19 protein-coding genes are annotated in these 22,145 nt (G+C 69.4%); 14 read left to right on the forward strand and 5 right to left on the reverse strand.

The features are described from left to right. Nucleotides 1-126 precede the first annotated feature (126 nt). The 6 genes from purQ (at nucleotide 127) to ABD810_RS00130 (ending at nucleotide 9,129) form a co-directional block, all read left to right on the forward strand. A complete protein-coding gene (gene purQ, locus ABD810_RS00105) occupies nucleotides 127-810 on the forward strand; it encodes a phosphoribosylformylglycinamidine synthase subunit PurQ (protein ID WP_344932615.1) in 684 nt (227 codons plus the stop codon). A gap of 32 nt (nucleotides 811-842) precedes the next feature. Beyond that, nucleotides 843-3,098 carry a phosphoribosylformylglycinamidine synthase subunit PurL gene (purL, locus tag ABD810_RS00110; protein WP_344932617.1) on the forward strand — a complete coding sequence of 752 codons (2,256 nt, stop codon included), beginning with the start codon at nucleotides 843-845 and terminating at the stop codon, nucleotides 3,096-3,098. Between the two features lie 437 nt (nucleotides 3,099-3,535). Beyond that, nucleotides 3,536-5,509 carry an adenylate/guanylate cyclase domain-containing protein gene (locus tag ABD810_RS00115; protein WP_344932621.1) on the forward strand — a complete coding sequence of 658 codons (1,974 nt, stop codon included), beginning with the start codon at nucleotides 3,536-3,538 and terminating at the stop codon, nucleotides 5,507-5,509. A gap of 143 nt (nucleotides 5,510-5,652) precedes the next feature. Further along, nucleotides 5,653-6,327, forward strand: coding sequence for a Crp/Fnr family transcriptional regulator (locus ABD810_RS00120; protein WP_344932624.1), 675 nt, complete (start codon nucleotides 5,653-5,655; stop codon nucleotides 6,325-6,327). A gap of 137 nt (nucleotides 6,328-6,464) precedes the next feature. Further along, nucleotides 6,465-7,934, forward strand: a complete 1,470-nt coding sequence (locus ABD810_RS00125) for an MFS transporter (protein ID WP_344932626.1) — start codon at nucleotides 6,465-6,467, stop codon at nucleotides 7,932-7,934. Nucleotides 7,935-8,079: 145 nt separating this feature from the next. After that, a complete protein-coding gene (locus ABD810_RS00130) occupies nucleotides 8,080-9,129 on the forward strand; it encodes a L,D-transpeptidase (protein WP_344932628.1) in 1,050 nt (349 codons plus the stop codon). A gap of 28 nt (nucleotides 9,130-9,157) precedes the next feature. Here ABD810_RS00130 and ABD810_RS00135 read toward each other — a convergent pair whose 3' ends face one another. After that, on the reverse strand, nucleotides 9,158-11,221 hold the full coding sequence (locus tag ABD810_RS00135; RefSeq protein ID WP_425566824.1) for a PhoX family protein: 2,064 nt from the start codon (nucleotides 11,219-11,221) through the stop codon (nucleotides 9,158-9,160). A 173-nt stretch (nucleotides 11,222-11,394) separates the two neighbouring features. Here ABD810_RS00135 and ABD810_RS00140 point away from each other — a divergent pair, with 173 nt between their 5' ends. After that, nucleotides 11,395-11,835: a sterol carrier family protein gene (locus tag ABD810_RS00140; protein WP_344932631.1), complete on the forward strand. Its 441-nt coding sequence runs from the start codon at nucleotides 11,395-11,397 to the stop codon at nucleotides 11,833-11,835. Nucleotides 11,836-11,850: 15 nt separating this feature from the next. Here ABD810_RS00140 and ABD810_RS00145 read toward each other — a convergent pair whose 3' ends face one another. Next, nucleotides 11,851-12,087: a hypothetical protein gene (locus ABD810_RS00145; RefSeq protein WP_344932634.1), complete on the reverse strand. Its 237-nt coding sequence runs from the start codon at nucleotides 12,085-12,087 to the stop codon at nucleotides 11,851-11,853. A 570-nt stretch (nucleotides 12,088-12,657) separates the two neighbouring features. Here ABD810_RS00145 and purF point away from each other — a divergent pair. Together purF and purM are read left to right on the forward strand one after the other, a co-directional pair. Further along, nucleotides 12,658-14,103: an amidophosphoribosyltransferase gene (gene purF / locus ABD810_RS00150; protein ID WP_344932637.1), complete on the forward strand. Its 1,446-nt coding sequence runs from the start codon at nucleotides 12,658-12,660 to the stop codon at nucleotides 14,101-14,103. A gap of 52 nt (nucleotides 14,104-14,155) precedes the next feature. Continuing rightward, nucleotides 14,156-15,184 (forward strand): phosphoribosylformylglycinamidine cyclo-ligase, encoded by a 1,029-nt coding sequence (gene purM / locus ABD810_RS00155; RefSeq protein WP_344932640.1) that lies wholly within the window; start codon nucleotides 14,156-14,158, stop codon nucleotides 15,182-15,184. A 251-nt stretch (nucleotides 15,185-15,435) separates the two neighbouring features. On the opposite strand, the gene ABD810_RS00160 is transcribed toward purM, so the two are convergent. Next, nucleotides 15,436-15,660 (reverse strand): DUF3073 domain-containing protein, encoded by a 225-nt coding sequence (locus ABD810_RS00160; RefSeq protein WP_344932642.1) that lies wholly within the window; start codon nucleotides 15,658-15,660, stop codon nucleotides 15,436-15,438. A gap of 150 nt (nucleotides 15,661-15,810) precedes the next feature. After that, nucleotides 15,811-16,914 carry a Leu/Phe/Val dehydrogenase gene (locus ABD810_RS00165; RefSeq protein WP_344932646.1) on the reverse strand — a complete coding sequence of 368 codons (1,104 nt, stop codon included), beginning with the start codon at nucleotides 16,912-16,914 and terminating at the stop codon, nucleotides 15,811-15,813. A 194-nt stretch (nucleotides 16,915-17,108) separates the two neighbouring features. On the opposite strand from ABD810_RS00165, the gene ABD810_RS00170 reads away from it, so the two are divergent. Both ABD810_RS00170 and bldC read left to right on the forward strand, forming a co-directional pair. Then, entirely contained in the window at nucleotides 17,109-17,987 is an 879-nt protein-coding gene (locus ABD810_RS00170) for a DUF8083 family protein (RefSeq protein WP_344932648.1), read from the forward strand. 321 nt (nucleotides 17,988-18,308) lie between these two features. Then, on the forward strand, nucleotides 18,309-18,512 hold the full coding sequence (bldC, locus tag ABD810_RS00175; RefSeq protein ID WP_013133571.1) for a developmental transcriptional regulator BldC: 204 nt from the start codon (nucleotides 18,309-18,311) through the stop codon (nucleotides 18,510-18,512). Between the two features lie 310 nt (nucleotides 18,513-18,822). On the opposite strand, the gene ABD810_RS00180 is transcribed toward bldC, so the two are convergent. Further along, entirely contained in the window at nucleotides 18,823-19,449 is a 627-nt protein-coding gene (locus ABD810_RS00180) for a TetR/AcrR family transcriptional regulator (protein WP_344932651.1), read from the reverse strand. 236 nt (nucleotides 19,450-19,685) lie between these two features. On the opposite strand from ABD810_RS00180, the gene ABD810_RS00185 reads away from it, so the two are divergent. From ABD810_RS00185 to ABD810_RS00195, 3 genes are all read left to right on the forward strand, one after another. Next, a complete protein-coding gene (locus tag ABD810_RS00185; RefSeq protein WP_425566825.1) occupies nucleotides 19,686-20,771 on the forward strand; it encodes a LacI family DNA-binding transcriptional regulator in 1,086 nt (361 codons plus the stop codon). A 171-nt stretch (nucleotides 20,772-20,942) separates the two neighbouring features. Further along, on the forward strand, nucleotides 20,943-21,191 hold the full coding sequence (locus ABD810_RS00190; protein ID WP_344932655.1) for a hypothetical protein: 249 nt from the start codon (nucleotides 20,943-20,945) through the stop codon (nucleotides 21,189-21,191). Between the two features lie 210 nt (nucleotides 21,192-21,401). Continuing rightward, complete coding sequence (locus ABD810_RS00195) at nucleotides 21,402-22,133, forward strand: N-acetylmuramoyl-L-alanine amidase (protein WP_344932657.1); 732 nt, start codon at nucleotides 21,402-21,404, stop codon at nucleotides 22,131-22,133. Nucleotides 22,134-22,145 lie beyond the last annotated feature (12 nt).

The raw sequence follows: 22,145 nt of genomic DNA on the forward strand, positions 1-22,145 counted from the left end.
CCTCCAGCCCGCGACCATGGGCCTGGTCCCATCTGGCCAGCGGGTAACCTGGGGGTACCGCCGCAGACCGCCGTCCGATGAGTGAGACGTCGGAGCGGCGCTCGCGTGTGGAGGGGTACGAGAGCCATGGGTGCTGCCCGTGTGGGCGTGGTCACTTTTCCCGGAACTCTTGACGATCAGGACGCGGCGCGAGCCGTCAGGCATGCCGGTGGAGAAGCGGTTCCACTCTGGCACGCCGACCGCGACCTGAAAGGGGTCGACGCGGTCTTCCTGCCCGGAGGGTTCTCCTACGGCGACTACCTCCGGTGCGGGGCGATCTCCCGCTTCGCGCCGCTGATGGAGGAGCTGATCCCCGCGGCGCGTGCCGGGCTGCCCGTGCTCGGCACCTGCAACGGCTTCCAGATCCTCTGCGAGGCCCACCTGCTGCCCGGGGCGCTGACCCGCAACGAGAACCTCCACTACGTCTGCCGCGACCAGCGCATCCTGGTGGAGAACGCCGCCACCGCCTGGACCGGTGCCTACGCTTCCGGGCAGGAGATCCTGTTGCCGGTGAAGCACGGCGAGGGCCGTTTCGTCGCCGACGCCGAGACCCTCGCCTCGCTCGAGAGCGGCGGCCAGGTCGTGTTCCGCTATGTCGGCGGCAATCCGAACGGCTCGATGAACGACATCGCGGGCATCTGCAACGACGCCGGCAACGTCGTCGGGCTCATGCCCCATCCCGAGCACGCCGTCGAGGACCTGACCGGGGCCCCCAGCGTGGACGGCCGCGGCTTCTTCGCCTCGATCCTGAAGAGGTTCGTGAATCTGTGACAGACGCCGTGAGTAGGCCGCGAGGAGACCACATGATCGACTCAGTGAAGCGGGCCACGGACAACCCCGACGAGCCCCAGCCGTACGCCGAGCTCGGCATGAAGACCGACGAGTACGACCGGGTGCGCGAGATCCTGGGCCGCAGGCCCACCTCCTCCGAGCTGGCCATCTACTCGGTCATGTGGAGCGAGCACTGCTCGTACAAGTCGTCCAAGGTGCACCTGCGCCAGTTCGGCACCAAGGCGCCCAAGTCCGAGGCGCTGCTGGTCGGCATGGGGGAGAACGCCGGGGTCGTCGACATCGGCGACGGCTGGGCCGCGACCTTCAAGATCGAGTCGCACAACCACCCCTCGTACGTCGAGCCCCACCAGGGCGCGGCCACCGGCGTCGGCGGCATCGTCCGCGACATCATGTCGATGGGCGCCCGGCCGGTCGCGGTCATGGACGCCCTGCGGTTCGGCGCCCTGGACGCCCCCGACACAAGGCGGGTGCTCCCCGGCGTCGTGGAGGGCATCAGCTCGTACGGCAACTGCCTCGGCCTGCCCAACATCGGCGGGGAGCTCGTCTTCGACCCCTGCTACATCGGCAACCCGCTGGTCAACGCCCTGTGCGTCGGGCTCCTGCGCAAGGACCAGATCAAGCTCGCCACCGCCCCCGGTCCGGGGAACAAGGTCGTGCTGTTCGGCGCGCGCACCGGCCCCGACGGCATCGGCGGCGCCTCGGTACTCGCCTCGGCGACGTTCGAGGACGAGTCGCACGCCAAACGGCCCGCCGTCCAGGTCGGCGACCCGTTCATGGAGAAGCTCCTCATCGAGTGCTGTCTGGAGCTGTTCGAGGCCGACGTGGTCGTCGGCATCCAGGACCTCGGCGCGGCCGGCGTGTCCTGCGCCACGACCGAGCTGGCGGCCAAGGGCACCGGCGGCATGCGCGTCGACCTCGGCCTGGTCCCGCTCCGCGACCCCTCGCTCCTCCCCGAGGAGATCCTGATGAGCGAGTCGCAGGAGCGCATGATGGCCGTGGTGACTCCCGATGACATCGACGCCTTCATGGCGATCTGCGCCAGGTGGGACGTCCCTGCCACGGTGATCGGCGAGGTCACCGACACCGGGCGGCTGGTGATGACCTGGAAGGACGAGGTCATCGTCGACATCCCGCCGGGCACCGCGGCCGACGAAGGCCCGGTCTACGAGCGTCCCTTCCACGAGCCCGCGGGCCAGGCGGCGCTCAACGCCGACGATCCCGTACGGCTGGCGCGGCCCGGCGACCTGCGCGCGACCCTGCTCACACTGCTCGCCTCGTCGAACCTCGCCTCCAAGGAGTGGGTCACCTCCCAGTACGACCGCTACGTCCGCGGCAACACCGTCCTCGCCATGCCGGCCGACGCCGGGGTGCTGCGCATCGGCGAGGTGATGCCCGGAGCCGAGGACACCGACCGCGGCATCGCCCTGGCCACCGACGGCAACGGCCGCTACGCCAGGCTCGACCCCTACGCGGGCGCCCAGCTCGCGCTGGCGGAGGCCTACCGCAACGTGGCCGTCACCGGCGCGCGCCCGCTCGCCGTGACCAACTGCCTCAACTTCGGCTCGCCGGAGGACCCCGAGGTCATGTGGCAGTTCGCCGAGGCCGTGCGTGGCCTCGCGGACGCATGCAAGATCCTGGGCGTGCCGGTGACCGGCGGGAACGTGTCGTTCTACAACCAGACCGGTTCCACGCCCATCCACCCCACCCCTGTGGTGGGCGTGCTCGGCGTGCTCGACGACGTCCGCAAGCGCGTGCGGCACGGCTTCACCGCCCCCGGCCTCAAGGTCCTCCTGCTGGGCGACACCGGTGAGGAGTTCGGCGGCTCCGAGTGGGCGCACGTCGCCCACGGCCACCTCGGCGGCCTGCCGCCGCTCGTCGACCTGGAGGCCGAGCGCTCCCTGGCGACCGCTCTGGTGGAGGCGGCCGCGCGGGGCCTGATCGAGGGCTCCCACGACGTCTCCGACGGCGGTCTCGCCATAGCTCTGGCCGAGGCGGCCCTGGCTCACGGTGTGGGCGGCTCGGTGCAGCTCCCCGGCAGGAACCCGTTCGTCGATCTCTTCAGCGAGTCCGTGGCGCGGGCGCTGGTCACCGTACGGCCGGAGTCCTTCGACGCCTTCGCCGAGCTGTGCGCCCGGCACCAGGTGCCGTGCTACGGCCTCGGCACGACCGGTGGCTCGACGCTCCGGGTCGAGGGCGTTCTGGAGATCCCGCTGGACGAGCTTCGCGCCACCCACGAGATGACCCTGCCCGCCACCTTCAGCTCATGATCGGGCGGTGGGCCCCCCACAGGTCCACCGCCTCCGTGGCCTGAACCGGCCACCCGATAATGGGACTTCGAGGCCAGGCACCGCCAAAGTAACGGAAGTTACGGTCATTCCGTTAAGCATGTCCGGCTCGGTTCGATCTCGATATTCCGTCAGTCTTCGCCGCCGTTACCCCGTCGCCGGGATCGACGGGATAATCGGCACGTTCGGGGGATACTCGACTGGCAGATACGGAGGCGACCGTGCCGTCGAATGATCACGCGCGCGCACTTCCTGACACCCTTCACGGGACGACGGGAGCGGTACGGGGAAACGACGCGGATCCCGGTAGGGAGGCGCCGGTGGGGTCCGGCGCTCCGGCCGGGCCCGGAGACGAAGGTGGGGCGCCTGCCGGGCGTAAGCCGTACCTCCCTCCGGCGACACAGCCGGTACGTGGCGTCGTGTGGGCGCTGCACCTGGCCGCGCCCCTCGCCGTCCTGTGGCTGCTGCTGGCCAACCCGGAGGACCTGAACCACAGGTTCCGGTGGGAGCATCCTCCGAGCCACTTCTGGCTGATCGTGGCCGTCGCCGGAGTGAACGTCGCGCTCGGCGCGATGATCAGCCAGGCCGCCACCCGGCGACAGGACGCGCGTCTGCTCCTGGTGTCGCTGGTCTTTCTCAGCAGCGCGGGGTTCTTCCTGCTCCATGGGCTGGCGACGCCCACGGTGATCCTGGACAAGGGCAGCTACGGATTCGACATCGGCCAGCCGGTCGGCCTGACGGTCGCGGCGGTGCTGGCGTTCGTGTCCTCCTTGCCCCTGGGACCGCGTGCGGCCGCCGCCATCCTGGCGCGGGGCGACCTGCTCCGTGCGGGCCTCGTTGTCGTGCTGGTGGTCTGGGGATGGGCTTCGCTGGTCGAAGGGCTGACGCCGCTGAGCGCACCGCCTCCTCCCGGCGGGGGCACCATCGGCGTCTTCTCCTGGATCGGCGCCGGCCTGTACGCCGTGGCCGCCGCGATGATGTTCCGGATCCACCGCAGGCGGCCCTCGGCGATGCTCGTGAGCCTGATGACGGCCTACGCCCTGCTCGGCGAGTCCATGATCGTCGGATTCTTCCGGCCGAACTGGCTGCTGTCGTGGTGGGAGTGGCATTTCCTGCTGAGCCTGGCCTTCGTGTTCGTGGCCTACAGCGCCTACATCCAGTTCCGGCGGGAGGGTTCCAGCCAGGGGCTCTTCGACTCGGTCACGCTGAACGCGACGGTCCGCCGCATCCAGGCTCAGTACGACGAGGCGCTGGAGGAGCTGGTCGGCCATATCCGGCAGATGGGAGAGAGCGGCTCCCGCATCCCGGTCTCGCTGCGGCTGGCAGGCAAGTTCCGGCTGAACGAGGGGCAGGCCGCCGTACTGGAACAGGCGGGGCAGGCGCTCGCGGTCGAGCGCGAGCTGTCGACGCGGCTCGGGGCGCTGGTCGACGTCGGGCGCCAGGCCCGCGTCGGGCTCGGAGAGGCGGCCCTGCTCGCCGGAGCCCTCGAACGGGTCAAGCAGGCCTACGGGGACGTCCGCATCGGGCTGGTGTCGAACGGGCAGGTGGCCATCGGCGCCCGCCGGTTCGCGGTGGACGACTTCAAGGACATCGAGGCGATCACCGGCGGCGGCGTCGTGGTCCATCCGCTGACCGTCAAGGGTGTGCTGGCCGGGGCCCTGGAGGTGCCCGTGGGCACGACCCGCCAGGACGAGGCGCTCGCCGCCACCCTGGCGAGCCAGCTCTCGATCGCGCTCGAGAACGCCCGGTTGTATCGCGAGCTGGAGACGCTGTTCCGGCAGTACATGTCGCCCGACGTGGCGGCGTCGCTGCTTGCCGACCCCGACCAGGCCGCGCTGGGCGGCTCCCTGGTGGAGCTCACGGCGCTGTTCGCGGATCTGAAGGGATTCACCTCGTTCTCCGAGCGGGTGGCGCCAGGCGAGATCGTGGAGATGCTGAACCGCTATCACACGGCCGCGGTGCCGTGCATCCTGCGGCACGGCGGGACGATCGTGCAGTTCGTCGGTGACGCGCTGCTCGCGTTGTTCAACGCCCCGGCCACGCAGGAGCGGCACGCCACGCACGCGGCGCGGGCGGCACTGGAGATGCAGGTGGCCGCCGAGGCGATCGCCGCGGGCAACCCCGGATACCCGCGGTTCCGCATAGGCATCAACACCGGCCTGGCGCTGGTGGGCAACATCGGCAGCCCGGAGCTGCGCGGGTTCAACGCGATGGGAGACGCGGTCAACGTGGCGGCACGCCTCGAAGGGCAGGCGGAGCCCGGCACCGTGGTGATCGGGGCGACCACCCGCGAGCAGATCGGACCGGCCGCCAGGGTGCGGTCGCTGGGCGACCTCAGCCTCAAGGGCAAGGAACAGAGCGTCGAGGCCTTCGTCCTTACCGCTCTGGAGTGATCTGCACCGCTCCGGAGTGATCTGCCGCAGTGTCAAGCATTAAAGACCCGAAAGCCCGGATAGACGCACACGTGAAAACGGCCGTGCCCTCGCGAGAAGCGTGCGGCCATAATCGGGGCGTCACCGGGATATTGGAGGAGCAGATGACGGCACCGCCATCACCCGAGCACGGCGAGTTCCTGGCCCTGCTCACCCCAGACGAGGTCACCGCGCTGTGCGGCAGCGGCCGGAAGAGGCGATGGGAGCGCGGCACCACCGTGATGACGGAGGGCGACACCTCCGACTGGGTGCTCCTGCTCACCTCGGGCCGGGTCAAGGTCTCCTCGCACACCGCCAGCGGCACCGAGGTCGTGCTGGCCATCCGTGGCCCCGGAGCGCTGCTCGGGGAGATGTCGTTCATCAGCGGGGAGCCCCGCTCGGGCACGATCACCGCGCTGGAGCCGATCGAGGGCGTCGTCGTGCGCGACTTCTCCGGCTTCCTGCAGGCCCACGGCCGTGTCGCCGTCCTGCTGTTGCAGCTCGTGGTCGGGCGGCTGCGCGACTCCGACCGCAAGCGGGTCGAGTACGGCGCGTTCGACACGACGGGCCGCGTGGCCACCCGGCTGGTGGAGCTGGCGGAGCGATTCGGCGAACCGACCAACGGCGGGGTCAGGGTGGCGTTGCCGCTCTCCCAGGACGAGCTGGCGGGATGGACGGGCGCCTCGCGTGAAGCGGTCAGCAAGGCCCTGCGCACGCTGCGCGACCGCGGGCTGATCGAGACCGGCCGCAGGCGGGTGGTCATCTACGACCTCGAAGGCCTGCGCAAACGCGCCCGCTGACCCCCTGTTCTCGGCGGTCACCGGCCTGTGCCGGCGCGGCGATCCACTGATGGCCGCACCTTTATGGCGTGATAGTTCGGGCCGTATACCTAATCGGCGAATGAAACCGGACGTACGGCGTACACCAGACTAAGGACATGGTCGCCCTCCCACACCAGACCACCGTCCTCCGGCCCGGCACCCCCGAATACGCGAAGGAACTCCGCTACGCCTGGCGCGTCTGCTCGGTCACCAGCCTCGGCCTCGTCCTCATCGGCATCAACGCCAGCACGCTGAACGTGGCGTTACCGGCGGTGGTACGGCACTTTGGGGCCGACGCTTTCGCCTCTTCCTGGATCCTGCTGTCCTACCTCCTCGTCAACACGGCGACGCTGGTCTTCTTCGGCCGGGTGGCCGACCTGCTGGGCCGCCGCGAGGTCTACCTGATCGGTTTCGCGCTCTTCACCATCTGCTCGCTGCTGGCCGGGCTGTCCCCCGGAGTCGCCTTCCTGATCGCGATGCGGGCGCTGCAGGCGCTGGGCGCCGCGATGATCCTGGCCAACGGGACCGTCATCATCACCGACGCCTTCCCGCCCGACCGGCTCAGCCAGGGCATGGGCGTGTACATCGGCACGCTGTCGGTGGCCCAGCTCGCCGGGCCCACGCTGGGCGGTCTCATCGCCGACGCGGCCGGCTGGCAGTGGGTCTTCTGGGGCAACGTGCCCGCCGGGGTGATCGCGCTCGTCTGGGGATGGCGGACGCTGCGCCGGGTTCCCACCGGGCCGCGCACGCCGGTCGACGCGACCGGGAACCTCATCGTCTTCGCCGCGCTGTCCGCCGTGCTCGTCGCTCTTTCCGAAGCCGGCTCGCGCGGCCTGTCCAGCCCCGTGGTGATCGCCGGAGGGCTGGTCTTCCTGGTCCTGGTGCCGCTGCTCGTCGTCGTCGAGCGGCGGGCGTCCCACCCGGTGCTGGACCTTCGCCTCTTCGGCGAGCGCATGCTGACGTTCGCCAACCTCGCCTCCTTCTGCACGGCCCTGTCCCGGTCGGCGCTGGTCCTGCTGGTCGCCCTCTACTTCCAGACCGCACGCGGGCTCGACGCCTTCTCGGCGGCGCTCGGCGTGCTGCCCGTCCCGATCGGCATGGCACTCGCCTCACCGATCGCCGGCGCCCTCGGCCGCCGGATCTCTCCGTACGTGCTGTCCGTAGGGGGGTGCGTGCTCAACTTCGCCGGGCTGCTCAGCCTGCTGCTCTCGACCGGCACCGCCACGCCGTACTGGATCATCGCGATGGGCCTGTTCCTGGCGGGATGCGGCAACGGGATGTTCCTCACGGGCAACACCACGCAGGTCATGAGCGCGCTGCCGCCGGGGAGCCTGGGCGTGGTGAACGGCTTCCGGCTGATGATCATGAATGTCGGCATCGTGCTGAGCGTCGCCACCACCCTCAGCGTGCTGACCAGCGCACTCTCGCCCGCTCTGCGCGACCTCGTCTACGCCGGAACGCTCTCACGCCTCTCACCCGCGGCCGTCGATCAGCTCATGTCGGGTTTCCAGCGGACGTACCTGGTGCTCGCGCTGGTGGCGCTCGGCGGTGTCGTCACCGCCCTCTGTGCCCGCCCCCGCCGCTAGCGAGCACGCCACACCAGCAACAATCCCGACGAACGGCGTTACTAACTCGTTACGGGATGAGTCTGCACTTATAGGGCTGTTCATTTGTCTCACTTATGGAGCGCACCGGTAAACCGGTGCGAAGCGCGTATATCAGGAGTAGACCGTGAACCCCCTCAAGCGGACGGCCGGCATTTCCCTGGCCTTCCTCGCCCTCGCCACCGTGAACGCCTGCTCGGCCGCACCCGGCCGGGCGGAACGGCCGGCCGCCACCACCGCGGCCACACCGGAGGCCTCACCACCGGCCACAGCCACGGCGGAGGCCGCCCCACAGGCCAGGGCCGCCAGCCAAGGGGAGACGGCCACCGGTGTCGGCACGGGCAAGGCACGGCTCCGCATCACCGACATCACACCGATGGGAGAGAAGACGGAGACCATCGGCGTCGGCTCGCCGATCATCGTCACCTTCGACAGGGCGGTCCGCAGCCGCGCGGCGGCCGAGGCCGTGCTCCAGGTCGAGGCCGAGAAGCCGGTCGACGGCGCCTGGCGCTGGATCTCCGACCGCAAGGTGGTCTACCGCACCAAGACCTACTGGCCCGCGCACCAGAAGGTCACCTTCACCGCCCGCCTCGGCCAGATCCCCGGAAACGAGGGGGCCAAGGACGTCACCCGCCGCTTCGCGATCGGCGCCTCCGTCATCGCCGTGGTCGACACCAGGAAGCACGTGATGAAGGTCCGCCGCGACGGCAGGCTGGTCAAGACCATCCCGATCAGCGCGGGCCGCGGCGGCCTGGTCAAGAACGGCGTGGACGTCTACCTCACCACCAGCGGCATCCACCTCGCCATGGCCAAGAAGAGGGTGGAGACCATGACCTCGGGGTGGCTGGGGATCACCGACCCCAAGGACCCGCTGTACTACAAGCTGGAGATCCCCTGGGCGGTGCGCATCTCCGACAGCGGCGAGTACGTCCACCAGAGCGCGGGCGACTACCAGTTCCTCGGCAAGTCCAACCAGAGCCACGGCTGCGTCCGCGCCACCCCCGCCGGCGCCAAGTGGTTCTACGGCATCGCCAAGCGCGGTGACGTCGTCCAGGTCACCGGCACCAAGCGAAAGCTCGACTGGCGCAACGGCTGGAGTTTCTGGCAGCTCAACTGGACCCAGTGGAAGAAGGGCAGCGCCCTTCCCACCCCACCCCCCACCCAGGACCCCCGCTAGGACCGGCCCTTGTGGTCCGTTCGGCCGGTCAGGAGCCGATCTTCTTGCCTAGTTTGTGCCAGGCGACCACGACGGAAGGGCGGGGCTGGCTCGTGCCTCCGTCGGGCCAGTGGCTGGCGGGGGTGTCGGGGGTGGCACCGCTGACCTCGCCGGGATGCTGCACGGCCACGAAGACGCTGAGCTCGTCCTTGGTGACCAGCGGCCCGCAGGTCTCGGCTCCGATCGGCACCGTGAGGAACTGCCGGACGTGACCCCGCTCAGGCCCCGCCACCGGCATCGCGAACAGGCCGTCGTTCGAGCCCAGCGCGTTCCCGTCGGTGGCGATCCACAGGTTGCCGTGGGGGTCGAAGGTGACGTTGTCGGGGCAGGAGATCGGCGACACCTTCGTCTTGTCGTACCCGGCGTAGTACGTCGAAGGATCGGCCGGGTCTCCGCAGACGAGCGGGAGGCTCCAGGTGAACGACGTCGCGCCCGCGTCGTTCTTCTGCTCCAGGATCTCCACGACCTGCCCGTGCCGGTTGGAGGCCCGGGGATTGGCCTCGTCGACGTTGGCGACGGTCCGGTTGGAGTTGTTGCTGAGCGCGGCGTAGACGGCGCCGGTGATCGGGTTGCGCTCGATGTCCTCCGGGCGGTCCATCTTGGTCGCGCCGACCTTGTCGGCTGCCACACGGGTGTAGACGAGCACCTCCGCGGCGGTCATTCCGGCGACGTGCGACGTGCCGCCACTGGCCAGGGGGATCCACGTGCCCGTCCCGTCGAAGGCGCCGTCTGAGGGGAGCCTGCCGGTGCCGTCGATCTCCGACGCCGGGCTGTCTCCGGTGAACTTGGCCACGTAGAGCGTGCCCTCGTCCAGCAATGTCCGGTTGTGCCGGTCGTTGCCCTGGATGTAGGCGTTCTTGGAGACGAACTTGTAGATGTACTCGAACCGGGTGTCGTCCCCCATGTAGGCGACGACGCGGCCGTCCCTGGCCAGCGTGGTGGTGGCGCCCTCGTGGGCGATGCGGCCGAGCGCGGTGCGCTTGATGGGGGTCGCCGTCGGGTCGAAGGGGTCGACCTCCACGATCCAGCCGAACCGGTTGATCTCCTGCGGGTGCCTGGCCAGGTCGAAACGCTCTTGGACCCGGTCCCAGCGCCGGCTCTCGACCGGGATGGCCGTGGTCGTGCTCACGCCGTACCGCGCCAGATACGGCTTCTGCGCCTCCGGCACGCCGTTGCCGCCGATGAAGTACTGGTTCCAGTTCTCCTCGCCGGTCAACACGGTGTTCCACGGGGTCGTGCCGCCCGCGCAGTTGTTGAGCATGCCGTACACGGCGGTGCCGCTCGGGTCGGCCGCGGTCTTGAGCAGGTTGGAGCCGGCCGCCGGGCCCGACAGGCGCATCGGGGTGTCCGCGGTGATCCGCCGGTTGTAGCGGCGGGCTCCCGTCCGGACGAGCTTCCACTGCCCGGTGGTGCCGACGCGCTCGATCTCGACGATCGACCCGCCGTGCGCGGCGAGCCCCACCTTGATCTGCTCGGGGGTCAGGCTGTCCCCGCCGGTGATGTTCCGGAACATCATGAACTCGTTGGTGTACTCGTGGTTCACCCACAGCAGCCCCCGCGAGGAGGTCAGCGGGAAGAAGGTGACGAAGTCGCAGTTGAAGCCGAACTGCTTGGCCTGCGCGGCACCCGTCTGATGGTCGAAGTCGAACGCCGGGGCGTCGGGCAGCACCGGGTCACCCCAGCGCACCACGACCGCGGAGGTGTAGCCGCCGGCCGTGATGACGGCGTCCTCGGTGTTGGGCGCCACGGGGGTGAACAGCAGGCCGCCCTCATCGTTTCCGTATCCGCGGGTCCCGGCCGCGGCGGGTACGGCCGCCGCCGCCCCGGACACCCCGATGGTCGCGACCAGCGCCCCCAGCGCGCCGGTCCGGAGCGCGCCCCGGCGCGTGAGCATGCCGGCGAGGATGTCGTTGAAGTAGGGATTGTCGCTGGTGTTGGCCACTTCGTGCGAGCAGGCGTTGCCACACCGGAACCGGCACGTCATGGCGTCTCGGCCGCCCCCGCGCGGTGCGGAGAGCAGCGGCAGCATCCTGCGGGGCGACGGGTTCGCCACGGGTCCTCCTAGGTCGGCCGGACAACGTTCTCGTGCGGGATCGCACGGTCGTCAGCGCAGAACAAGAGATGAACCGCACATGCCCAGAAGATGAACGACGGTTGCCAGCCAAGTGAACCGTTTCGGTTGTGAACGGGCAAGATTGGAAAGCGCCGGGCGGGCAAAATAGGGGGGTGGCGAGTCGCAAGCTTGATGTCGAGAAACTCCGTGCCGCGCTGGACTCCCAGCTTTCCGAGTTGGGGGAGCACCCCTATGACGGCCCGGTGCCCGAATTGCCGGACGCCGCCGTGCAGGTGGTGCTCCGGGTCTACGGCAAAGGGCTGCGTCCCGAGCGCGATGTCGCCCGCTTCGCCGTCCGCCACCTTCTCGACCGGCTGGCCGCGAGCGCCCCGGGCCGTACGGTGGAGGTACGCGTGCCGCCGTACGCCGCGGTGCAGTGCGTGGCCGGCCCCCGGCACACCCGCGGCACCCCGCCCAACGTCGTCGAGACCGATCCGCGCACCTGGCTGGAGCTGGCCACCGGCCGTCTCACCTGGGACGACGCGATGAACGCCGGAAAGATCAGCGCGAGCGGCACCCGCGCGGACCTCTCCGACCACCTCCCCCTCCGCTGAGCCGAGGCCGGCGGATCACGGGGACGGCGACTCGACGTTCACCCCGAGCTTGCGCTCCACGCACTGCTGCGCCTCGCTCTGCGTCGGCAGGTTGAAGCACTCCTGGAAGTTGTTGACGAACCAGGTGAAGCCGATCACCGCGAGCACCAGGGTGAGCGCGCTGAGCACGATTCCGATGATCGCACGGCCCTTGTGGGCGTTCTTGGCCACGGCGATGAAGCCGACGATCAGACCGGCGATCGCCGTCAGCACGCCGAGACCGCAGACGAGAAGCAGGAACAGGCTGACGATGCCCAGGATCAGGGCCGCCGTGCCGAGCCCGCCCTTGGGCCGCCCGCCCGGCCAGCCACCGGGAGGCGGCTGTCCATACGGAGGCGGGCCGCCGTATGGGGGCTGGCCATAGGGGGGCTGCCCGCCCCCGGAATACCCTCCTGGAGGTTCATGGTACGGAGGCTGCCCACCAGGCGGGTATCCCCCCGGCGGCTCACCGTACGGAGGCTGCCCGCCGGGGGGTTCGCCCGATGGAGGCCGCCCTCCCGGGGTCTCGCCGTACGGCGTCTGGCTGGACGCATGACGGCCCCGCGGGTCATCCGCCCACGAGTGAGATTTATTCGGATCGCCAGGTGTCGTCACGGTCTGCTCTTTCGACCTGTATGGGCATGCCGGAAGCCCCACTCTCCCCCGGCACCCTCCGAGGCACCGAGCCGACACGGCAAAATCTGGGGAATCTTGCCCCATGACCGCCAGGACAGGCATCGGCCCGGCCACCGCCGCCAACCCAATCGGACCCGGATTACCGTGCAGTGACACGTCCAACTTAGAATGAAGCACGTGCTAAAGGGCGACGGCCGGCTTGGCCATGACCTTGACCCCCAGGACCGCGCACCGCAAGACGCCTGTGGTGTCTTCGGCGTATGGGCTCCTGGGGAGGACGTCTCCAAACTCACCTACTACGGGCTGTACGCGTTGCAGCATCGCGGGCAGGAGTCCGCGGGCATCGCTGTGAGCGAAGGCAGCCGGATCCTCGTCTACAAGGACATGGGCCTGGTGGCCCAGGTCTTCGACGAGTCAGTGCTGGGCACCTTGCGTGGCCACCTGGCGATCGGGCACTGCCGCTACTCCACGACCGGCTCCAGCGTGTGGGAGAACGCCCAGCCGACTCTCAGCTCGACACAAGAGGGTGGCCTCGCGCTGGCCCACAACGGCAACCTGATCAACACGCCTGAGCTCGCGGAGCGGCTGCCGACCGGCGTGATCAGGGCGACGACCGACACCGAGGTGCTGACGTCCCTGCTCGCGCAAGATCGCAGCAAGTCCATCGACGACGCCGCCGCCGATCTGCTTCCACAGGTCAAGGGGGCCTACTCCCTGGTCTTCATGGACGAGAAGACCTTGTACGCCGCCCGTGACCCGCAGGGCATCCGCCCGATGGTCCTCGGCCGCCTCGAGCGCGGCTGGGTGGTCGCCTCGGAGACCGCAGCGCTCGACATCGTCGGCGCCACGTTCGTCCGCGAGGTCGAGCCGGGCGAGCTGCTCACGATCGACGAGCGCGGGGTGCGTTCGCGCCGGTTCGCGCTGGCCGAGCCGAAGGGCTGCCTGTTCGAGTACGTCTACCTCGCCCGTCCCGACACCACCATCGCCGGGCGCGGCGTCCAGGCCACGCGGGTCGAGGTCGGCCGCAAGCTGGCGCGTGAGCATCCGGTCGAGGCCGATCTGGTGATCCCGACCCCCGAGTCCGGCACGCCCGCCGCCATCGGCTACGCCGAGGAGAGCGGCATCCCGTACGGCCAGGGCCTGGTCAAGAACTCCTACGTCGGCCGCACCTTCATCCAGCCGTCGCAGACCATCCGCCAGCTCGGCATCCGTCTCAAGCTGAACCCCCTCCGTGAGGTCATCGCGGGCAAGCGCCTGGTGGTCGTCGACGACTCGATCGTTCGCGGGAACACCCAGCGGGCGATCGTCAAGATGCTCCGCGAGGCCGGCGCCACCGAGGTCCACGTGCGCATCTCCTCGCCGCCGGTGTCCTGGCCCTGCTTCTACGGCATCGACTTCGCCACCAAGGCGGAGCTGGCCGCCGGGTCGAGGACCGTCGAGGAGATCTGCGAATCCATCGGCGCCGACTCGCTGGGATACATCTCCCTCGAAGGGCTGACCGAGGCGACCACGCTCCCGGCCGAGCGGCTCTGCCGGGCCTGCTTCGACGGCGTCTACCCGATTCCGATCGACCGCGACAACGTCGGCAAGTTCGTCCTCGAGGCCAAGGCGTGACCCAGCGGAGCGAGGCCGGCGTCCTGATCCAGGGGCCGGCGAAGGAGGCTTCATGACCGGCTACGCCGCGGCGGGCGTCGACATCCAGGCCGGCGAGCGGGCGGTGGAGCTGATGAAGTCGCGGGTGGCGCGGTCGCGGCGCCCCGAGGTCGTGGACGACGCCAGCGGCTTCGCGGGGCTGTTCGACGTCTCGGCGCTGCTGCGCTTCACCCGGCCCCTGCTCGCCACCTCGACCGACGGTGTGGGCACCAAGGTCATGCTGGCCCAGGCGCTGGGCAAGCACGACACGATCGGCATCGACCTGGTCGGCATGGTGGTCGACGATCTCGTGGTCTGCGGGGCCGAGCCGCTGTTCATGACCGACTACATCGCCTGCGGCAAGGTGGTCCCCGAGCGCATCGCCGACATCGTGGGCGGGGTCGCCGAGGGCTGCCGCCTCGCCGGCTGCGCCCTGGTGGGCGGTGAGACGGCCGAGCACCCCGGAGCCATGGGCCCGGACGAGTACGACCTGGCGGGGGCGGGCACGGGCGTCGTCGAGGCCTCCGAGTTGCTGGGTCCCGACCGCGTGCGGCCAGGGGACGTGGTCCTCGGGCTCGCCTCCTCAGGAGTCCACTCCAACGGCTACTCGCTGGTCCGGCACGTCCTGCGTACGGCGGATCTCGCGCTGGAGGCGTCCCTTCCCGAGCTTGACCGCACGCTGGGAGAGGAACTGCTGGAGCCGACGCGGATCTACTCGCTGAGCTGCCTGGAGCTGATCCGTGACGCGGAGGTCCACGCCTTCTCCCACATCACCGGGGGCGGGCTGACGGCCAATCTGGCGCGCTCGCTGCCCGGCTCGGCCGACGCGGTCCTCGACCGCTCGTCGTGGTCGCCACAGCCGATCTTCGAGGTCATCGCCGGGTACGGCAAGGTGCCGCAGGAGGAGATGGACCGCGCGTTCAACCTCGGTGTCGGCATGTGCGCGATCGTGCCCGAGGAAGCGGTGGACACGGCCCTCAACACGTTGCGTGAACGTGACCAGCACGCGTGGATCCTCGGCGAGATCGTCCCCGGCACGGGCGCGGCACGCTTCACGACCTGATCGGCCTTAACGACTTGGGATCGGTCGGGCTTCACGCCATGATCGCGTTTTGCGCGGCCTTTGTCGGTGGCCGTGAGATCCATCACATCCGCCGACGTGCCGTCCACACGTTGACGGCACCGTGGGTGCGGAAACACGACGAAGAGCTCCTTGCCATGCGAGATGGCAAGGAGCTCTTCCAGGTGCGCAAGTGAGGCACTCGGCGAGCCATTGCTCACCGGGTGCCCTACCTGCGTCAACCCGAAAATCGCCTAACGGCGACGGGACCTGTCGTCCTCGTCATCGTCGTCGACGTCTCCGGCGTAATCGGCGTACCGATCGGCCAGTTCATCGTCGACAACGTCATCATCGGTCTGGTTGGAGTCGTGATTGACTCCGAGCTCCTCGCGAAGACGGTCAAGATCGGTGCCGCCGCTGTTGTACTTGAGCTGGCGTGCAACCTTCACCTGCTTGGCCTTGGCTCGGCCGCGCCCCATCGGCTCGACCCCCTCATGCGGGGTCGTGCCCGACCCCTCGTCGCTAACGCACCACGCGCTGACGCCGCCTGACTTCCGGCGTCAGCTCTCGTTCGACTACAACCGTACCTGTTTTACGCGCCGCTCGGTACGCCGTATGGGCGTCCGCGGTCAGCGGCCCAGCCAAATACCCCTAAGCCGACCGACTTCCGACATTCTGCGCTCCGCCAGCCTATCGGCAGCCGCAGCCGGCGGGACCCCTTCCTCCTCAGCGATCGAAAAGATCTTCAGCGTTGTGTCGAAGATCTGCGTCGCCTTTACCCGGGCGCGATCCATGTTGAAGCCCTGGATCTCGTCGGCGACCTGGATGACGCCCCCGGAGTTCACGACGTAGTCCGGAGCGTAAAGGATCCCCCGCTCCGCGAGCTGCTTCTCCACGCCGGGATGGGCCAGTTGGTTGTTGGCCCCCCCGCACACGATTTTGGCCCGCAGCTCCACGACCGCGTCGTCGTCGAGGGCACCGCCCAGGGCGCAGGGAGAGTAGACGTCGATGTCCGCGGCCTTCATCGCCGCGGCGTCCGCGACGACCTCGACTTGGGGGTGGAGCTTCCTGACCCGCTCGACCGCCTGCTCGCTCACGTCACAGATCACGACCTCGGCGCCGTCCTCAAGGAGGTGGCCCACCAGCCGGTAACCGACCTTGCCGACGCCCTCGACGCCCACACGGCGGCCCCGCAGGGTCGAGGTGCCGAAGGTGTGCGCGCTCGCGGCTCGCATGCCCTGGAACACGCCGTAGGCCGTCAGGATCGACGAGTCGCCCGCGCCGCCGTTGGCGACCGTGCGCCCGGTGACGAACGTCGACTCCTTCGCGACGATGTCCATGTCCTCGCTGTAGGTGCCGACGTCACAGGCGGTGAAGTAACGGCCGCCCAGCGACTGGATGAAGCGGCCGTAGGCCCGCAGAAGAGCCTCGCTCTTGTCCTTGGCCGGATCGCCGATGATCACGGCCTTGCCGCCGCCGAGGTCGAGCCCCGCGAGGGCGTTCTTGTACGCCATGGCCCGCGAGAGGTTGAGAACGTCCTCCAGCGCCGCCTGCTCGCTCTCGTACGGGTAGAAGCGCGTGCCTCCGAGCCCGGGGCCGAGAGCGGTGTTGTAGATCGCGATGATGGCATGCAGGCCGCTGCGGTCATCCGAGCAGAAGACGACCTGCTCGTGTCTTGCCTGTCCGATCGATGGGCTTGTGTCCTTGTGGGACAACCCGAAGACGTCGGTCACTATGGTGACTCCCGGTCATACTCGTCCGCCGCCTCGTCGCGACGGATCCAGGAATCCACCCTATCCAGCAGCCCGCACGCTAACCATGATCGGCAGGACGGCGACACACCGGGCGGCCCGCGAGACGGCGGCACTCTGTTCACTCCCCCCGGCTCGCTCGCGTCCGCTCACCGCTCCGTGGCACCATTCGAGATGTGCTGCCCTACGCCGCCTATCTCCGTGTCTACGAGCCGTTGTCCGCGTTCACCGAGCGCGAGCGTGCCTTCTGGGCGGCGTACGCCGATTCCAAGGATCGGCCACGCCGCGCGTTCGCTCTGGAGGCCGAGCACTCGGAGGCCGTCCGACGGCTACTGGGGGTCTCCGCGATACCGGCCCCCGGCGGCGAGAGCGCCAACGCCTATTTGCGGCGCATCGAGGAGACGCTGTACGTCTGCCCCTGGCAGAGCAGGCTCAGGTCCTGGCTCGCCTTCGCCCGCTTCCGCGGCGCCACGCCCATCAAGCTGGCCGACCGGTTCGTTCCCCGGGCCATAGCCGAGCAGACGGCCGACGACTTCGACCGGTTCAAGCAGCAGGGCAGCTCCTCCGCCCTGCGCACGCACATCCGCACCAGCACCTGGCACATCCCCACGCCGTGGTTCGTGCCCTTCGACTCGGCGGAGCGCTGGCTCGTCCTCGGCCGCCAGCCGGAGCCCGCGGCCGAGCCCTCGGCCCCGACGACCACGGCGCCGGCGAGGAATCTGCTCTACGTCACCTCCATGGCGCAGGCCAGGCGCAGGGTGGCGCGTGCCCTTGTGGTCATCCGCAGGCACGTGGGCGAGGTGAGCACCCTCACCGAGGTCGAGGAGGTGGGGCGCTGGCTGGAGGAGTTCCACCCGCACTCCCTCGTCGAGCTCGACTACGGCGGTCTGGTCCACCTGATGGACGACGCGACACTCCAGGCCGACCAGTCCGCCGCCGAGCTGGCGGCCGCTCTCACCGGGTTGGACACGGGTCAAGAAGAACTGGCCTTCGCCATGTATCAGCGCGTGATCGTGCGGTGGAAGTCAATACAAGCCCTCGAGTCGGCGAACTGAACCGCAAATCATGCACGTGACCTGCAAAAGTAGGTAACGGGAGTCACCAGCTCGCTTCTGCGAACTGAGTAGTTTGCCGTTTTCACTGCGATACCACGAAACGTGTCGCTAGAATCACCGAGCGTGACATCAACCCGTGGACAAGGCGTTGTACTTAGAGGGCTCGCCAATCGCTCTACGTGGCTGTATGGTCACATCGGGTGATACCACATATGGTCCAGAAAAATCCGTACGAAGCGGGCCATGTGGGGACACCCGTGACAAGCGCCAACACAAGTCGCAGGATCGCTGTCGCCGGTCCACGGAGGAGAGGCCGCACAAATGTCAGCTCGTACACCCGAGGCCGAGCCACTGCTCACCCCGGCGGAGGTCGCCACCATGTTCCGCGTCGACCCCAAGACCGTTACTCGGTGGGCGAAGGCGGGCAAGTTGACGTCCATCCGCACCCTAGGCGGTCACCGGCGCTACCGGGAGACCGAGGTTCGTGCGCTGCTCGCGGGTATCCCGCAGCAGCGGTCGGAGTGAGGCGGGGACCGTCACGGACCTAGGGGGGAAAACCGGCGCGCTCGCGTCACGTATGTGAGCGCGTCCACCACACACCCATGACCACGTGAGGCGGACCCGGGCTACCGAGAGGCCATGTGCCCCTGCTGCGCGCCCGAGCGACCGTGACCGAGGCCATGGGCCCGGTGTGGGAGGCGCCGCCCGCCCGGCGCCACCTCGCCAGGCCCGTGCGGGTGCGTCCCGGTGGGTAACGGATCTAGGGCCTCCGCCGCACGGAAGCCCTATCCACCGGTCTCCGCCGGTTCAGCCGGCCACCAGGCGGGCAGCGGGCCTACGCGTCGGCCTCGCGCCCCGCCGCCCCCTGCTCGATCTCCATCAGCACACCGTTGACCAGGCCATCGTGACCGGCGGCCACTCCCAGGAGAGCCACCATCTGGTCGACCAGCAGGCGTTCGAGCGTCGGGCGATCTATGTCGCGGTTCTCCAGCCAGTCGAGCCCCGCCGTCTCGACCGACGCGATCCACGACCTGAGCGTGGTGCGCAGCACCGGGCTCGGCTCGCCCACATGCATCTGATTCATGATCATCTTGAAGAGGCGCTGGCGCACGCCCTCGACGATCTCCCCCACGTCGCCCGTGCGGTTCGCCGGACCGCCGCGCAGCAACGCGGCGAACCCGGCCGCGTGATCTTCCACGAAGTCGAAGTAGCGCGTGAGGCCGCCGGCCAGCTCTTCCAGAGCGGTGCCGCCGTTCACCGGCCGGAGCCGTTCCTCCAGCTCCGCAGCCGCGCTGCGCAGCGCGGCGACGTACAGCTCCTGCTTGCCACCGAAGTAGTGATAGACCAGCGCCCGGGAGGCACCGGCCGCCGTGGCGACATCGTCTATCGACACGTCCTCGGCATCGTGTCTGCTGAAAAGCTCCAGTGCCGCCGCCATCAGTTCCTCGCGGCGCCGATCCACGGTCAGTCTTCGTCGTACCGGACGCACGTCGCCAGGGTCGTCGCTCTCCCGCTCACCTGGGGCCCTTGAAGTCGCACCCACAAAGCGCACACTATCGGAGGCGGTGCCCAATAAGCGCAGCCCCGATGACCATCTGCCGAGGCGCACAACACACCCGTACCCTCAACGCGACTCGATCGTTTGGTCTGACAGGTGCCCATCCACTCATCGTGGGGAGAACCATGTCAGGACCGTCCATGCAGACGTCCGCTCGGTATACCGATCCAGGCGCGGCCGAGTCGGGCCTTGGTGATGCCCACGGCCCGCGCCCCCGGCCGACGATCCGGAACGTCGCCGAACGCGCGGGCGTCTCCAAGTCGCTGGTGTCCCTGGTGCTGAGGGGGTCCCCGCACGTCAGCGAGCACCGGCGAGAGGCGGTGTTACAGGCGGCCAGGGAGCTCGGCTACCGGCCCAACGCGGTCGCGCGCAGCCTGGTGGAAGGGCGCACCCACCTGGTCGGCGCGCTCGTGGCCGACCTTCACAACCCTTTTTATGCCGAGTTCCTCGACGGGTTGCAAGAAAGCCTCCATGGTGACGGCCTGCGGTTGCTGATCGGTAGCGGGCGGTGGGACCCCGCCTTCGAGGAGGAGGCGGTCGAGGCGTTCCTGGAGCTCCGGGTGGACGGCCTGGTGCTGCTCGGGGTCGCCCCCTCCAGCGAGACCCTCGCGGAGGCCGCGGCGTACACCCCCACGGTCGTCGTGGGCGAGCGCGACGTTGAGCTCGACAGCGTGGACATCGTCGTCGACGACGACGAGCTCGGCGCCCGGCTCGCGGTCGACCACCTGGTCGAGCTCGGCCACCGGCGCATCGCCCACATCGAGGGCACCCCGTCGTCGTCGGCCCGCTTCCGCTGTGAGGGCTATCTCGTGGCGATGCGCAGGCACGCGCTGGCCCCGCACATCATGGTCGAGCACGGCGACTTCACCGAGGAGGGCGGCCGGCGGGCTGCCCGTGCCCTGCTGGAGCGCGACCCCCGGCCCACGGCGATCTTCGCCGCCAACGACGTCGTCGCCCTCGGCGTGCTGATCGCGGCCAGCGAGCTCGGACTGCGCGTTCCCGAGGACCTGTCGGTCGTGGGGTACGACAACACCCACCTGGCCGCCGTGCACCACATCTCGCTGACCACCCTCGACCAGCCACGGCGGGCGATGGGCAGGTCGGCGGCCGCGCTGCTGAGCGACCGCATCACCGACCCCGGCAAGGTGGCGAGGCTGCGCCAGGTCACGCCCCGCCTGGTGGTACGGCACAGCACCGGCCCGGCTCCAAGTGATCCTCAAGGCTAGGTCAACATCCGCGGGATCGGCGCCCTCTCCGTGTTGACTCAGAACAGGCGCCGGCCCTCCGGCGTGCCGGACCGGCCGTGAACGGCTGGAACGCTCGCTTGTCGTGAGGGCAGCGGGTGGGCAGGCAATGCCCGCCGGGCCAGGCGGCCGGCGCCGGACCGGGGGGTATGCATGCGTGATCCGGAACTGGTCTCCTGCGCGCAGCGCGCGGCGGCCGAGCTAGAACGTGCGTGGGCGCACTGGCGGGCCACCCGGGGCAAGGACGACGAGGGAGCGACGGAATCGGTCGCCAGCTACGTCGCCCACTCCATCGACCATCCGTGGGGCCGTCCGAGGGTCGTCCTCGGCCTCGATGCCGAGGACGCGCGGGAACTCGCCGCCCTCCTCCAGAAGCAGGAGCTCGGCGAGCCCGCCTGGTGATCCCCGCCGTCGGCCATCCATTTGAGCCTCTGTTATGGGTACCGGCCGGCCCACTGCGCGAAGACGCGTAAGTTGGACACGGAAAGGTCGCCTGCGAAGGGGTTCATCGTGCCGAGTCGAGCAGTTGCCGCAGCGTTCCTGGCCCTCTGCGGGCTCGGCGCTTCAGCGTGCGGCGCAGCGGCGAGTCCCCAGGCCGCCAGTACAGCCGAAATGAAAAGCGTGCAGGCGGAGCCCGCGTCCACCTCCGCCCGCGCCGCGACGGCGGGGAAGCCGTCCCTCGCCAAGCCGCTGGCCGGGAAGGTCATCGTGCTCGACCCGGGTCACAACGGTGGCAACTACCGGCACCCGGAGGCCATCAACAAGAAGGTGAACGTCCTCACCCAGTGGAAGCCCTGTGACACGACGGGCACCGCCACCAACGACGGCTACTCCGAGGCCGCCTTCGCGTGGGACGTCGCCAACCGCATGGTCAAGCTGCTCAGGGCCAAGGGCGCGACCGTCAAGCTCACCCGTGACGGCAACTCCGGCGTCGGGCCGTGCATCACCCAGCGTGCGGCCATCGGCAACCGGGCCCACGCGAACGCCGCCGTCTCCATCCACGCCGACGGAGCCGCCGAGTCCGCGCGCGGCTTCCATGTGATCATGCCCAAGAAGATCGGCGGACCGGTCGACCCCGTTGTGGGCTCGTCCCGGAAGCTCGGCCTGGCCCTGCGCGACGCGTACAAGGAGGGCACGGGCATGCCCTACTCCACGTACATCGGCAAGAACGCGCTCGACTACCGGAACGACCTCGGCGGGCTGAACCTTTCCACGGTGCCCAAGGTCTTCGTCGAGACCGGCAACATGCGCAACCCGATCGACGCCGCCAAGCTCAAGGACCCGCGCTTCCGCCAGCGGATCGCCGCCTCCCTCACCGAGGGCCTGCAGAACTACCTCGACTGACCTGATCCGGAC

The sequence above is a fragment of the Sphaerisporangium flaviroseum genome (genome assembly GCF_039537005.1).
Lineage (GTDB): Bacteria > Actinomycetota > Actinomycetes > Streptosporangiales > Streptosporangiaceae > Sphaerisporangium > Sphaerisporangium flaviroseum.